General features: G+C 73.8%; 10 protein-coding genes. 5 read left to right on the forward strand and 5 right to left on the reverse strand.

The genetic code is table 11. The features are described from left to right. Positions 1-291 precede the first annotated feature (291 nt). Genes AC0693_RS26750 through AC0693_RS26760 form a run of 3 tightly spaced genes read right to left on the reverse strand, consistent with a single transcriptional unit; the run spans position 292 to position 4,561 of the window. Positions 292-1,611 (reverse strand): MATE family efflux transporter, encoded by a 1,320-nt coding sequence (locus AC0693_RS26750; RefSeq protein WP_478803098.1) that lies wholly within the window; start codon positions 1,609-1,611, stop codon positions 292-294. Next, positions 1,608-3,359 carry a lipopolysaccharide biosynthesis protein gene (locus AC0693_RS26755; protein WP_478803099.1) on the reverse strand — a complete coding sequence of 584 codons (1,752 nt, stop codon included), beginning with the start codon at positions 3,357-3,359 and terminating at the stop codon, positions 1,608-1,610. The genes AC0693_RS26750 and AC0693_RS26755 overlap by 4 nt, the downstream gene beginning before the upstream one ends. Next, entirely contained in the window at positions 3,356-4,561 is a 1,206-nt protein-coding gene (locus AC0693_RS26760; RefSeq protein ID WP_356414599.1) for a glycosyltransferase family 4 protein, read from the reverse strand. Before AC0693_RS26760 ends, AC0693_RS26755 begins: the two co-directional genes overlap by 4 nt. A gap of 157 nt (positions 4,562-4,718) precedes the next feature. Between AC0693_RS26760 and AC0693_RS26765 the strand changes: the two genes are divergently transcribed. Next, positions 4,719-5,216 (forward strand): FAD synthase family protein, encoded by a 498-nt coding sequence (locus AC0693_RS26765; protein WP_356414581.1) that lies wholly within the window; start codon positions 4,719-4,721, stop codon positions 5,214-5,216. Here the strand turns inward: AC0693_RS26765 and AC0693_RS26770 are convergent. Beyond that, a complete protein-coding gene (locus AC0693_RS26770) occupies positions 5,197-5,919 on the reverse strand; it encodes a CDP-alcohol phosphatidyltransferase family protein (protein ID WP_356414578.1) in 723 nt (240 codons plus the stop codon). The two genes, AC0693_RS26765 and AC0693_RS26770, sit on opposite strands and share 20 nt — an antisense overlap. Before the next feature lie 169 nt (positions 5,920-6,088). Then, positions 6,089-8,419 carry a glycogen debranching protein GlgX gene (gene glgX, locus AC0693_RS26775; protein ID WP_478803100.1) on the reverse strand — a complete coding sequence of 777 codons (2,331 nt, stop codon included), beginning with the start codon at positions 8,417-8,419 and terminating at the stop codon, positions 6,089-6,091. Positions 8,420-8,608: 189 nt separating this feature from the next. Here glgX and AC0693_RS26780 point away from each other — a divergent pair, with 189 nt between their 5' ends. The 4 genes from AC0693_RS26780 to AC0693_RS26795 all read left to right on the forward strand — a co-directional run bounded on the left by AC0693_RS26780 (position 8,609) and on the right by AC0693_RS26795 (position 14,380). Further along, entirely contained in the window at positions 8,609-9,805 is a 1,197-nt protein-coding gene (locus AC0693_RS26780; RefSeq protein WP_478803186.1) for a L,D-transpeptidase, read from the forward strand. Positions 9,806-9,939: 134 nt separating this feature from the next. Beyond that, positions 9,940-12,132 carry a choice-of-anchor A family protein gene (locus AC0693_RS26785; RefSeq protein WP_478803101.1) on the forward strand — a complete coding sequence of 731 codons (2,193 nt, stop codon included), beginning with the start codon at positions 9,940-9,942 and terminating at the stop codon, positions 12,130-12,132. 148 nt (positions 12,133-12,280) lie between these two features. After that, complete coding sequence (locus AC0693_RS26790) at positions 12,281-13,012, forward strand: L,D-transpeptidase family protein (protein WP_469332510.1); 732 nt, start codon at positions 12,281-12,283, stop codon at positions 13,010-13,012. 141 nt (positions 13,013-13,153) lie between these two features. Further along, positions 13,154-14,380, forward strand: coding sequence for a L,D-transpeptidase (locus tag AC0693_RS26795; protein ID WP_469317956.1), 1,227 nt, complete (start codon positions 13,154-13,156; stop codon positions 14,378-14,380). Positions 14,381-14,400: the final 20 nt, after the last annotated feature.

Consider the following 14,400-nt stretch of genomic DNA (forward strand, 5'->3'; position numbering starts at 1 on the left):
CCGGTGGGGCCTCCGGCGGGCCCTCAATCGCCGGGCGGGCTGGATGTGCCACCCCAGCCTCGCCGGCGTTTGAGGCGCCCCCGGAGGGTCCACGGCGTGCGCCCGGCGTCGGACCGCTGGTTCTCCGGCCTCCGCCGGTGGGGCCTCCGGCGGGCCCTCAATCGCCGGGCGGGCTGGATGTGCCACCCCAGCCTCGCCGGCGTTTGAGGCGCCCCCGGAGGGTCCACGGCATGTGCCCGGCGTCGGACCGGTGATTTCCCGGCCTCTGCCGGTGGGGCCTCCGGCGGGCCCTCAATCGCCGGGCGGGCTGGATGTGGCGGGCCCAGGCGTCTGGGCGGGCGGGCTGGATGTGGCGGGCCCAGGCGTCTGGGCGGGCGGGCTGGGTGTGGCGGGCCCGAGGGTCGGGGGGGCGGGCTCCGGGGTCGGGGCCGGGAGGCGGGTGGCGCGGGTCCAGGCGGCCAGGGCTTTGAGGGCCGAGCCGGCCGCCAGGCCCCACGCGGCGCCCTGCGCACCCCCCACCCCGTACCCGCCGAGCATCAGCACCACCGACAGCACCGAGAAGACCACCTGCACGGAGAGCGTCGCCTTCGGCGCCAGCACCCGCAGGGTCAGCAGGGCGCAGGTGCCCAGCCCCATCGCCGCGTACTGCGCCCCGGTCGCCGGGAGCAGGGCGGCCGCCGAGGACCAGGTCTCGCCGAGCAGCTGCCGCCCCAGCCGGTCCGGAAGCAGGTACAGCACCGCCGCCCACGCCGCGCCCAGCGTCGCCAGGACCAGCCCGAGCGCCCCCGTCGTACGGACCACCGCACGCTTGCCCCCGCGCCGCCCCAGCATCGGCGGCCCGAAGGCGTTGGCCGAGTTGAACAGGACGTTGAGCGGACCGAAGAGGGTGCTCGCACCGCGCAGCGCGCCCACGGCGAGCGGGGTCGCGAAGACACCGAGCCCGAGCACCGCGAGCTGGCTGGAGCCGTTGCCCACCGCGAACTCGACCACGAACCGCTGCCCGAGGTGCCCCCGGCGCAGGTACGGCCGCAGGTCGGCCCGCGCCCCGCGCACGTACGGCCGCAGCAGCCACAGCCCGAGCGCCAGCGCCGGGAGCGCCGAGACCCCCCACACGAGCACCAGCCGGCCCGGCGAGGCCCCCGACGGCTGGAGCAGCAGGGCGCCCACCACACACACCAGCCGCAAGGCGTCGGCGGCCAGCGCCCGTTCGGGCGTGCGCAGCGCCGAGAAGCAGTACCGCAGCCCGTCCTGGACCAGGACCAGCGGCAGCACCGCGCCCAGCGCGAGGAACGCCCCCGCCGCCGGACCGGACAGGAGGAGGCCAACGACGGCGAGCGCGCCGCCCACGAGCACCGAGGCAGAGCCGGTGAAGGCCACCGCGGAGCGGCAGACCACCGCCCGCCGCTCCCCGCGCTCCAGGACCACGCTCTGGCCGACGTACGCCATGTTCAGCCCGAGCAGCACGCTGAAGGTCACGTAGACCATGGAGAAAGCGGCGAAACCGGCGGCCGAGGACAGGCGCGCGGCCAGCACCAGCACCAGGATGTTCGTGGCACTGGACGCCGCCTGGTCCAGGACCGAGGAGAGGGCGGCGAGACCGCGCCGGCTCATCTGCGGCCCGTGCGGACCGTGCGCAGGGCGACCGTGTCGCTGCCGTCACCGGGGATCTGCTGGTCCGGCTCGGGCAGTTCGCCGCGGGCCGGGGCGGCGGGCGCGGCCGCGGCGGCCGGGACCGCCGACGCCGACGCCGGCGCGGTCCGGGACGCGGACGCGGACCGGCGGCCGGACCAGCCGCGCTTCTCGCCGGGCAGCGGCCCGTGCAGGACGGCGCCCAGCACGGTGCCGCCCGCGCCGCTGATCAGCTCGCGGATCCGGGTCAGGTCGGTGCGGTGCACGGCGCGCGGGTCGCAGACCACCAGGACGCCGTCGACCCGGTCGACCAGCGCGAGCGCGTCGGCGTAGGAAAGGACGGGCGGCGCGAGCACGACCACGGTGGAGTTCGGGGAGTCGGCTTCCGAGATCAGCCGGGTCGCGCGCGGCGTGGTCAGCGCGCGGGCGACGTTGCGCACCCGCTCGCCGGGGATCAGGTCGAAGGCGCCGGACTCGCCGGCGTCCACGACGAGCTGGCGCCCGTCGGGCCATTCCGGCTCGGCGGGTCCGCCGGTCCCGCCCGGCGGCTGGCTCCAGCGGGGCCGCCCGCCCGCGTCGGTGGGCAGCTGGCTGGCGAGCAGCGGCGTCCGCAGGTCCGCCTCGATGAGCAGGACGTCCTTGCCGGTCTCGGCGAAGGACGCGGCGAGGTTCACGGCCACCGCGGCGGCGGTCTCGCTGCTGCCGCGCGGGGCGACCACGAGCAGGCGCCGGCGGTCGGCGAACCGGGAGTCGTAGGCGAGCCGGAAGGCCACGGACCGGTACTCCTCCGCGAGCCGCGGATCGGCCTCGCCGGCGGCGAGCAGCGGTCCGCCGCCGGTCTTGTCGCGGGGCAGGTTCCCGAGCACGGGGGCGCGCAGGGCCCGCGAGACGTCGCCGTCGGAACGCGGCGCCGGGTCGAAGACCAGCCGGACCCAGGCGGCGAGCAGGCCGAGGGCCAGACCGACGGCCGCGCCGAGCGCGAGCGACATGACGATGCCCGGGCCGTCGGGCCGGGTGGGCGGGGTGGCGGCGCTGGTGACCCGGCCGGGGGTCATGTCGAGCGCGTCGAGCTTGGCGATGTTGCCGTTGAGCTGGCCGACCTTGCTCTGCAGGTCGGTGCGGGAGGAGTAGGCGGCGTCGCGCGCGCTGCCCGCGGGCATGTTGGCTATCTGCTTGACCAGGTCGTCGAGCTGCTTGGCGACCGGGTCGCGCTGGTCCTTGTAGCTCTTGACCATCGCGTCCCGGGTGACGTCGAGGGCGTCGCGCCGCTTGAGCAGGTACGCCTCGGTCATCGCGTTGGCGCGCTTGGCGGCCTGCGCGGGGGACGCGGAGGTGTAGGTGAACCGCAGCACCATGGTCTGCGGCGGGTTGGTGACCTGGAGCCCCGAACGCAGCGCGGCGAGACCGGTATCGGGGACGCCGAGCTTCTTCGCGGCCTCGGCCGCGATGGAACTGCTGAGCGCGACCTGCCGCTCGGAGCCGATGTTGATCGCCTTGTCGGGCGCGATGCTCGGGTTGAAGGGGTCGTCGGTGGGCGTGCGCAGGACCACGTCGGCGGTGGCGACGTAGGTGTCGGCGGTCGAGACGCCCAGGTACACACCGCCCAGCAGACCGATCCCGATGCCCGCGCCGATGAGCCTGCGGTAGCGCGTCAGCTGGCGGAACTGGTCCCTGAGGAGATCGGGTTCGTCCTCGGCGGGGACCGCTGCCGGGCGGTTCGTCTCGATCACGGCCGGGGACCCCCAAGTGCTTCGTCCATCAGTGCGTCGATGCGGGCGAGGCCCGCCGCACGGCTCAGGTGAGCCGCCACGTGGCGCGGACCGGCCGCGCCGAGCGCGTCGGCCTCCCACGGATCGTCGGCCAGCGCGCGTACGGCCTTCAGCAGCGCGCCCGGATCCTCCGGCGTGACGAGCACACCGGCTCCCGAACGCTCCACCTCCTGGGCGGTACCGCCCCCGGCCGCCACCGAGGCGACGACCGGCCGGCCCGCCGCGAAGTAGGAGGTGAGCTTGGACGGCACGCTCATGTCGAGCACGCCCGCGTGCTGGGTGACCGCGAGCACGTCCGCCGCCGCGAGGATATCGGGGAACTCGCCGTCGGCGGCAGGGGGGATGATGTCCAGGTTGGGCACGTCGGCCGACAGGTCGGCCAGGGCCCCGCGCTGGCTGCCGTCGCCCATGAGGACGAAGCGGACGCCGGGGTCGAGGCGGGCCGCGTCGACGAGGACGTCGAGGCCCTGCTTGAGGCCCATGTTCCCGGAGTGCAGGACCACCGTCTGGCCGGGGGCCCAGCCCAGGTGGCGGCGGGTCTCGTCGCGCGGCTTGGCGGGGGCGGGCACGTGCGACCAGTTGGGGACCAGGCGGATCCGCTCCGGGTCCACGCCCATGCCCACGACCCGGTCCACGAAGGTCTCGTGGATGACGCCGACCAGGGTGGCGCGCTTGAGGGCGTAGGCCTCGGCGCGGGCGGCGATCACGGCCGCCCGGTCGCCGCCGCTGATCCCGCTCTGCGCGGCGGCGGCGCCCATCAGGTCCTGGACGACCGGGACGAAGGGGACCTTCCACCGGGCCGCGAGCCGCGCCGCGAGCACGCCGCCCGCCAGGCTGGGCATCTGGGCGAGGACCGCGTCCGGCTTCGGCATCCGGGGCGGGGCCACCGCGCCGTGCAGCAGAATCGATCCTTCAAAAAGGGCCCGCTTGACGGCGGTCTGCCGCGCCGGGACGGTGTGCGCACGCCGGTGCACGGTCACCCCCGCGCGCTTCTCCGTGCGCCGGAGCGCCCCCTTGTACTCCGGTTCGAGCGACCAGGAGGGATAGTGGGGCATACCCGCGAGGACATGGGTATCGTGGCCGATATTCGCCCAGTGCTCCGCGATTTGTGTGGCGTACGGGCCGATGCCCGCGTGCTCGGGAGCGTAATTGGTGGATACCAGCAGCAGGCGCCGGTGACCGGATATGGACACTGAACGTCCCCTTCCCCCCAGGTCGATGCGCTGCACACCCTAATCGTTCACCCGCACGAGGTGGAACGCGCACGCTATTGTCTGCTGATCCGCCGCGCCGGGGGGCGCGGCTTCTGGGGGGTAACACATGACCGAGCAGGACACGTCCGCAGGGGGCGCGCCCGCACGCAGGCCGTACCGGGTCGGCTACGCGCCGGGCGCCTACGACCTCTTCCACATCGGGCACCTCAACATCCTCCGGCACGCCCGGAGTCGGTGCGACTACCTGGTGGCCGGGGTGGTCTCCGACGAGATGGCGGAACGCGCCAAGGGGCGCCGCCCGATGATTCCGCTCGTCGAGCGGCTGGAAATCGTCCGGAGCGTAAAGTACGTCGACGCCGCTTTCGTCGAGACGGTCCCCGACAAACTGGAGACCTGGAAGCAGGTCCGTTTCGACGTGATCTTCAAGGGCGACGACTGGCGCGGCACGCCCAAGGGCCAACGGCTGGAAGAGGACTTCGCCACCGTCGGCGTCGACGTCGTCTACTTCCCCTATACCGTGCACACGTCCAGCACCCAGCTGCGCCGGGCCCTGGACGCGCTCGCCGCTCCCGCGCCGGGCCCGCTCAGCGCCGAACTGCGCTGAGTTCGCGGAACCACTTGGCGAGGAACGCCAGCAGGAACAGCGCGGCCACCGCGCCGAACCCGGCATAGGCCCAGCGGAACAGCTCCCCGCCGCCGAGCAGCAGGAACACCAGGCTGAACACCCCGTAGTCCACGGGCAGCAGCGCCACCGCGCGCAGGGTGGAGGGCGCGGCGGCCGCGCTCCCCGGAGCGGGCCGCGGCTTGAGCTTCTCCGTCAGCAGTCCGCCGAAGAAGGTCACCACCGCCGCGAACTGGAAGCCCAGCGGCACCAGCAGCCAGCCGTCCCCGGTGGTCCCGTAGGCCTCCGGGAAGCGGTAGAAGGCGATCAGCACGCAGGTGTGCAGCGCGGTCAGCTTGGCGCAGTCCACGACGTGGTCGAGCCACTCGCCCGCCGCGCTGCCGCCGCCCCGCAGCCGGGCGAGCTGCCCGTCCGCCGAGTCGAAGGCGAAGCCGACGGCGAGCGCCGCCCACACCGCGAATCCGAGCCCCCACGAGGGCCCGGCCAGCGCCACGGCGCCCACGGCGGCGAAGCTGAAGGCGGCGCTGACCAGCGTCACCTGGTTCGGGCTGAGCCCCAGCGCGTACGAGCCGGCGGCCAGGTACCGCCCGGCGGGCCGGTTCACGAAGCGCGAGTACAGCGATACCCCCTTCGCCGACTTCTGCGCCCCGCGCAACTCCCCGAGCGCGGCCTTGACACTGGCCATCCGCACAGCCCCTTCGACGACCCCGTTGCCACGCGCGCAAGCGCACGCGTGTACGACGGCACATCATCGCAGGGCGCGCCGCGGCGGCCGCCGCCGCGGCCGGAAAGCCGCCACCGGACCGCTCCCGGGCCGCCGCCCCGCCGCCACGCCCTCGCCACCCGACGCCCCCTCAGGACACCACCCGCAGCAGCACCACCGACCGCGCCGGAACCGTCATCGTCCGCCCGCCCCGGTACCGCACGCCCGGGGCCGCCTCCTGGTCCTCCCGCGAGGTGTCCAGCACCACCTCGTACTCCGCCGCCCACGGCGCCCCCGGCAGCGTCCACGCCACCGGCCGGTCCCCGGCGTGCAGCAGGGCCAGGAAACTGTCGTCCGTCACCGGGCGCCCCCGCTCGTCCCGCCCGGGGATGTCCCGCCCCGACAGGTACAGGCCCAGCGCGGCCGCGGGCGCGTACCAGTCCCGCTCGGTCATCTCCGCGCCGTCCGGGGTGAACCACGCCAGGTCCCGCAGCCCGTCCGCGCCCTGGGGCCGCCCCGAGAAGAACGCCCGCCGCCGCAGCACCGGGTGCTCCCGGCGCAGCCGCACCAGCCGCGCGGTCAGCGCGAACAGCTCCCGCCAGGCCGGGTCCTCCAGCAGGGACCAGTCCACCCACCCCGTCTCGTTGTCCTGGCAGTACGCGTTGTTGTTGCCGCCCTGGGTCCGGCCGAACTCGTCGCCCGCCACCAGCATCGGCACCCCCGTCGACAGCAGCAGCGTGGTCAGCAGGTTGCGCAGCTGGCGCCTGCGCAGCGCCGCGATCCGCGGGTCGGTGCCCTCGGGCGGTTCCCCCTCGACCCCGCCGTTCCAGGACCGGTTGTCGTTGGTCCCGTCGCGGCCGTCCTCGCCGTTGGCCTCGTTGTGCTTGCGCTCGTAGGAGACCAGGTCGCGCAGGGTGAAACCGTCGTGCGCGGTCACGAAGTTCACCGAGGCGTACGGGCGCCGGCCGCCCCACGCGTACAGGTCGCTGGACCCCGACAGCCGGTAGCCCAGGTCCCGCACGTCGGGCAGCGCGCCCCGCCAGAAGTCGCGGACCGCGTCCCGGTACCGGTCGTTCCACTCGGTCCACAGCGGGGGGAAGGCGCCCACCTGGTAACCCCCCGACCCCACGTCCCACGGCTCCGCGATCAGCTTCACCCGCCGCAGCACCGGGTCCTGCGCGATCACCGCCAGGAACGGCGACAGCATGTCCACGTCGTGCATGGAGCGCGCCAGCGCGGCCGCCAGGTCGAAGCGGAAGCCGTCCACCCCCATCTCCGTCACCCAGTACCGCAGCGAGTCGGTGATCAGCCGCAGCACGTGGGGGCGCCCGGCGTGCAGGGTGTTGCCGCAGCCCGTGTAGTCGGCATAGCGCCGCTGGTCGTTCTGCAGCCGGTAGTAGCCCCGGTTGTCGATCCCGCGCAGCGACAGGGTCGGGCCCAGCTCGCCCGCCTCCGCGGTGTGGTTGTAGACCACGTCGAGGATCACCTCGATCCCGGCCGCGTGCAGCGCCTTCACCATCCGCTTGAACTCGCCGACCTGCTGCCCGGTGGTGCCCGAGGCGCAGTAGCCCGCGTGCGGGGCGAAGTAGCCGACCGAGTTGTAGCCCCAGTAGTTGCGCAGCCCCCGGCGCAGCAGGTGGTCCTCGTGACCGAACTGGTGCACCGGCAGCAGCTCCACCGCCGTCACCCCCAGCTCGGTCAGGTGCGCGAGCGCCGCCGGATGGGCCAGTCCGGCGTACGTGCCGCGCAGCTCCTCCGGGATCCCCGGGTGGCGCATGGTGAAGCCGCGCACGTGCAGCTCGTAGATGACGGAGTCCGCCCACGGCGTCTTGGGGCGCACGTCGTCCGCCCAGTCGTCGTCGTCGTGGACGACCACCCCCTTCGGGACGAAGGGCGCCGAGTCCCGGTCGTCGCGCACGGTGTCCGCGATGTACTGCTGCGGCCAGTCCCGCACGTGCCCGTACACCTCCGGGGGCAGCGTGAAGTCCCCGTCCACCGCGCGGGCGTACGGATCCAGCAGCAGCTTCGCCGGGTTGTAGCGGGCTCCCGTCCAGGGATCCCACCGGCCGTGCACCCGGAAGCCGTACCGCTGCCCCGGGCGTACGCCCGGCACGAAACCGTGCCAGATCTCGTGCGTCAGTTCCGCCAGCGCGCACCGGGTCTCGGCGCCGCCCTCGTCGAACAGGCACAGCTCCACGGACTCCGCCCCCTGCGCCCACAGCGCGAAGTTGGTGCCCGCGACCCCGTCGGGGCCGGTCCGGTAGCGGGCTCCCAGGGGGTGCGAGGAGCCGGGCCACACGGTCGGCCCGGGGAGCGGGCGGGCCCGTACCCGGCCCGCGACCGCCTTGGCGACCTGGGCGCCCACCTGCACGGACACCTGCCCGTCGGCGTATCCGTCGCCCCGGCCGTCCATGTGCCCGTCGGTCCTTTCGGGGGCGTGCGGAACGGATTCCACCGCCTCGTCCTCGGCTGCGCTCGTCACTGCCCGCCTCCACGGCTCCTCGGTACCTGCGGGGGGAGGGAAGGGGGCTGCGGCGTCCCGGCCGCAGCCCACCCCCGTCCGGTCCTCCCCACTGTTCTGCCCGGAACCTGGGCGGCACTCACGTTTCCCCTGGACGGGACGGTCGTTGGACGCACCGTGAGACTTGTGAAGAGGCGGGCGCGGGCCGGGATGGCCGCCGTGGCGGCATGGGCGGGCCTGATGGGCGGAGTCGGCGGATGCACCGAGGGGGGCGGCTCCCCGGTGGAGATCCAGCTCCCGGGGAAGGCCAGATCGCCGCAGGAAGCCATCCGGGTCACCCCGGAGGACAACGCCAAGGGCGTGCCCGCCGAAGGGCCGCTGACGGTGCACGTGCCCGAGGGGCGCCTGGAGCGGGTCGTGGTCACCAAGGTGGAGGACGCGCAGGAGGAACAGGTACCCGGATCGATCGATCCCGACGGCCTCGGCTGGCACCCCGACGCGGGCGCCGGACGGCTCGCGCTCGCCGCCAAGTACACGGTGGACGCCGTCGCGGTCGACGGCCACAACCGCCGCCAGGCCCGGCACACCAGCTTCACCACCTACGTCCCCGAGGAGCGGTTCATCGGCTACTTCAAGCCCGAGAACCGCTCCACCGTCGGCACCGGCATGATCGTCTCCTTCACCTTCAACCGGCCCATCAAGAACCGCGCCGAGGTCGAACGGGCCATCACCATCACCGCCGACCCCGCCGTGGAGGTCACCGGCCACTGGTTCGGCGACGAGCGGATCGACTTCAGGCCCAAGGAGTACTGGAAGCCAGGCACCGAGGTCACCGTGGACATGAAGCTCCGCGACGTCGAGGGCGCCCCCGGCTCGTACGGGGTCCAGAGCAAGCGCGTGAGCTTCACCGTCGGCCGCCGGCAGATCTCCACCGTCGACGCGGCCGCCCACACCATGGAGGTCCGCCGCGACGGCCGGCTGCTCTCCACCCTGCCGATCAGCGCCGGGGCGCCGAAGAACACCACCTACAACGGCAAGATGGTGGTCAGCGAGATGTTCGACGTGACCCGGATGAACGGCCAGACCGTCGGTTTCGGCGGGGAGTACGACATCCCCGACGTCCCGCACGCCATGCGGCTCACCGCCTCCGGCACCTTCCTGCACGGGAACTACTGGGCCAGCCCCGACACCTTCGGCGCCAGCAACACCAGCCACGGCTGCATCGGCCTGCGGGACGACAAGGGCGGCGGCTCGGACACCCCGGCGGGCTGGTTCTTCGACCGGACCCTGGTCGGGGACGTCGTCGAGATCGTGAACTCCCAGGACAAGACGGTCGCTCCGGACAACGGCCTGAGCGGCTGGAACCTCTCCTGGCCGCACTGGGTCGCGGGCTCCGCCCTCGGCTGAGCGCGGACCGATCGAGTGATTGTCCGACCGGGATGGCCCTGGCCGGGAGTGTCGGTCCGCGCGGCTCGCCGGACCCCGCGTCCAGCCTGTCAGCGCACACAGCGCCGACAGCGGCAGGCAACGGACGGAGCGTCATGTCAGCAAGGAAGTGGACCCTCGGGCTCGCGATCGGGGCCGTACTGGCCGCCGGGGCGCCCACGGCCCTGGCGGCCGGCCCCGGCGGTTCCGGGGGCTCCGGCGGCGCCGCGGGCGAGCGCCCGGCGGCCGCCGTGCGGGCACCACTGCCGGGCGGGCTGGGTCCGTGCGTACCGGGCGACTGTCCGGACCCGTACCCGCCCATCGGTGTCGACGGCGTCCCCAAGGGCCGCGACAACGGCGTCAACATCTTCGTCGGCGGCGACTTCCTGGTCCGTGAGCGCGCCGCCGAGGCGGAGGGCCGGGTCGTCGTCCTCGGCACCTTCGACCAGGACAAGGCGGCCGGGGCGAGCAGCGCCTACAACATCGGCGTCGTCGGGGCCGGTTCCCTCGTCCCGCCGCCGGTCGGCGCCGACTTCCTCACCACCGGCCGGGACGTGCACATCGCCGCGGGCGAGCGGCTGATCTCGGACGGCGGCGTGGTGCGGCACGCGGGCGCCGCGCCCGGCCCCGGCACCATCACCGGCCCGACGGTCCAGGACCCGGCCGCCGCGACCCCGTACGCCCCGCTGCGCGACCGGCTCACCGCCGCCAGCACCTGTTACGCGCACCCCGGCGGGCAGCGCCGTCCCGCCACCGGCACCGTCCGCAACCAGGACGGCACCTTCGTCTTCACCGGCGACGACACCTCGGCCCTCCAGGTCTTCGAGGTCGACGCCGATCTGGTCGGGCGCAACAACGGCGCGATCGGCGTCCGCTTCGCGCGGATCCCGGCGGGCGCCACCGTGCTCGTCAACGTGTACGGCACGACCCGGACCATCAGCACCTTCAGCGGCAGCATCAACGACACCGGCCCGGGCGCCGACGCGTGGAACGCGCTGCGCACCCGGCTGCTGTGGAACTTCCCCGACGCCACCGCCGTGCACCTGAACGGCAGCGGCCAGTTCCAGGGCAGCGTGCTGGTCGGCGCGCAGGCCTCGGCCACCGAGGTCACCCTGCCCGGCATGAACGGCCGGTTCTTCACCACCGGCGACCTCACGCACACCGGGATCCGGGGCGGGGGCGGCGGTCAGGAGTTCCACGCCTACCCCTTCGACGGCGACCTGCCCGACTGCGCGCCCCCGGTGGTGCGCGGCGCGACCTCCGTCCTCAAGCAGGACGCCGGCGGCAAGCCCCTGGCCGACGCGGCGTTCGAGCTGTGGCACGAGACCAACGGCCGCCCGGGCGCCCAGTTCACCGGCCCGGACGCCGACACCAAGGTCGAGGACTGCGTGACCACGAGCACCGGGCTGTGCGAGCACACCGGCCCGCTGGGCACGTACTACTGGCGCGAGACGGCCGCGCCCGCCGGCTACCTGCTGCCCGCGAACTCGGTCCACACGGTCCGGCTGACCCCGCAGAACGCGCAGGACGGCGTCCGGGTCACCGCGGTCAACGAGAAGGAAGCGGTACCGCCCGCCACCGTCAAGGTGGTGCTGCGGAAGACCGACGAGGACGGCGGCGCGCCCCTGCGCGGCGCGCGGTTCGAGCTGTGGAAGGAGACCAACGGACGCCGGGACCTCCAGACCACGGCCCAGGGCACCGGCCCCGACACCAGGCTGCCGGGTGAGTGCGTCACCGACGCCCAGGGCGGCTGCACCGTCGAGCTGCCCGTCGGCGCCACCTACTACTGGCGCGAGACCGGGACGCCCGAAGGCTACGAGCGGCCCGCCGAGCCGGTCACCGCCTTCACCCCGGACGAGGGGGACGTCAAGGACGGCCTCGTCGTCAACGTCCCGAACCGCAGGGTGCCCGATCCGCACACCGGCACGATCAAGGTCGTGAAGCTGGACGAGAAGACCGGGCGGCCGCTGCGCGGCGCGGTGTTCGAGGTCTGGAAGGAGACCAACGGCACCAAGGGCCTCCAGCACCGCGGCATCAACGCCGACCGGCGGGTCACCGAAGGCTGCGCCACCGACCGCGACGGGATCTGCACCTTCCCGCGGCTCTCCGACGGCTACTACTACCTCGTGGAGACGGACGTCCCCGAGGGGTACAAGGTGCCCCGGAACCGGGTGACCGGCCCGCTCCACCTGGACGGGCGGACCCCGGACCACGTGTACGTCCAGCGGCTCACCAACGCGCGCGACCACCACGGCAAGGGCGACGGCGGCAAGGGCCGCGGCCCGGACCGCCGGAGCCCGCGCGGCTGAACCGGAGCGGGCGGCCGGACGGCTCCCGGATGCGCCGGTGGGGTGACCCCGTCACCGCATCGGCGCATCCGCGCGCGCCGGGACGGGCCCGCCGGGGTTGGCTGGCACCGCGAGCCCGGCCCGCGGGCCGACGGGGTCAGGAGGCGGCATGGCGACAGGCGCGATACGCGGGGCGGCCGCACTGGCCGCGGTGCTGGCCCTGGCCGGCCCGGCCCGGCCCCCGGTCACGGAGCACCCCCCGGAGGCGGCGGCCGCCTTCGCGGTCGCGCAGGGCGCGCCCGAGGCTCCCTGCACCGCCCGCACCGGCCCCTACCAGCGCGAGCTGGAGGCGTACCTGCACCGGCCGGTCGACGGCGTCCAGAGCCCGGCGGACTGCGCCGCCATCCGCACCTTCCAGCGGGCCCAGCGGCTGCGGCCCGCCGACGGCTACCCGGACCTCGGGACCTACCGCACGATGGTCGCCGTCCAGGCCCGGCCCGACCCCAACGCGCAGGGCCGCTGCCCGGTCCGCCCGCACCGCGTCACCTGCGTGGACATGGACCGCCAGCTGCTGTGGGTGCAGCGCGACACCGAGGTCGTCTTCGCGCCCGTCCCGATCCGCACCGGCCGCGACAGCGAGGAGACGCGGCCCGGCTGGCACGAGGTGTACTGGCGCAGCGAGGACCACCACTCCACCCTGTACGACAACGCCCCCATGCCGTACGCCCAGTTCTTCGACGAGGGGCAGGCCATCCACGGCCACCGCGGGAACCTCTACAACTACAGCGGCTCGGCGGGCTGCGTGAACCTCACCGTCCCCGACGCGGCCCGCCTGTGGGACCTGCTGACCGAGGGCGACGCCGTCTACGTCTGGGGCACCAAGCCCGGCACCGAGGACTGACCGCTCCTTTTCCCTGTTCACAGGCGTTTGGGACGGAACGGTGACACATCCGTTTCCTCATCCCGTCCCGCCGTGTGATTCCATTTCGCCCAGCGCGCGACTGTCCGCGCGTCGGGGACATGGGGGAGAACAAGAGTGAACCTGCAGCCGATTCGCGGCCGCTTCCGCACCGGCCTGCCGGCCCTGCTGCTCGGGGCGGCCCTGCTGCTCACCACCGGGTGCAGCGGCGCGGGCGACACCACCGGAGGCGGCGGCGGGGACAACGGCAAGGGCGGCGGCGCGAACGGCAGGACGGGTACCGAGGCCTCGCAGGCGACGGTCACCATAAAGCCGGACGACGGTGCCAAGGAGGTCGCGACCAGCGGCGTCCTGAAGATAACCAGCACCGGCGGCAAGCTCACCACGGTGACGGTCGCCGATACGAAGGGCAACGCGGTCGAGGGCAAGATGGCCCCGGACGGCGCCAGTTGGGAGCCCGCCCGCAACCTCGGCTCGGCCACCGAGTACAAGGTGCACGCGGTCGCCAAGGACGGCGCCGGGCGCGAGTCCGCGAAGGACATCGCCTTCACGACGCTCACCCCGACGAACACCTTCGTCGGCCACTACCTGCCCGAGGACGGCGACACCGTCGGCGTGGGCATGCCGGTCTCGATCAACTTCAGCCGCGGGATCACCAATCCGGACGCCGTGGAGAAGGCCATCACCGTGACCGCCGAGCCGCCGGTGCCGGTCGAGGGCCACTGGTTCGGCAACGACCGGCTCGACTTCCGCCCCGAGAAGTACTGGGCGGCGGGCACCAAGGTCACCGTCAAGATCGCCCTGGACGGCGTCGAGGGCCGCCCCGGCGTCTACGGCAAGCAGACCCGCACCGTCTCCTTCAAGGTCGGCCGCTCCCAGGTCACCACGGTCGACGCGAGCGCCCACCAGATGCAGGTCGTGCGGGACAACGTGGTCCTCAAGGACGTCCCGATCACCGCGGGCGCCCCGGCGACGACCACGTACAACGGGCAGATGGTCATCAGCGAGAAGTACAAGGTGACGCGGATGAACGGCGCCACCGTCGGCTTCGGCGGCGAGTACGACATCTCCGACGTCCCGCACGCGATGCGCCTGTCGAACTCCGGCACCTTCGTGCACGGCAACTACTGGGCCTCCTCGGACACCTTCGGCTCGGAGAACGTGAGCCACGGCTGCGTGGGCCTGCGCGACGCCCGCGGTGCCGGTGACGACGACATGCCGGCCGCGTGGTTCTTCAACGAGTCGCTGATCGGCGACGTGGTGATCGTGAAGAACTCCAAGGACAAGCAGATCGCCCCGGACAACGGCCTCAACGGCTGGAACATGAACTGGGCGGAGTGGATCAAGTAGCGCGTACGGAGTGAGGAGTG

The organism is Streptomyces sp. NPDC043876 (genome assembly GCF_056435825.1).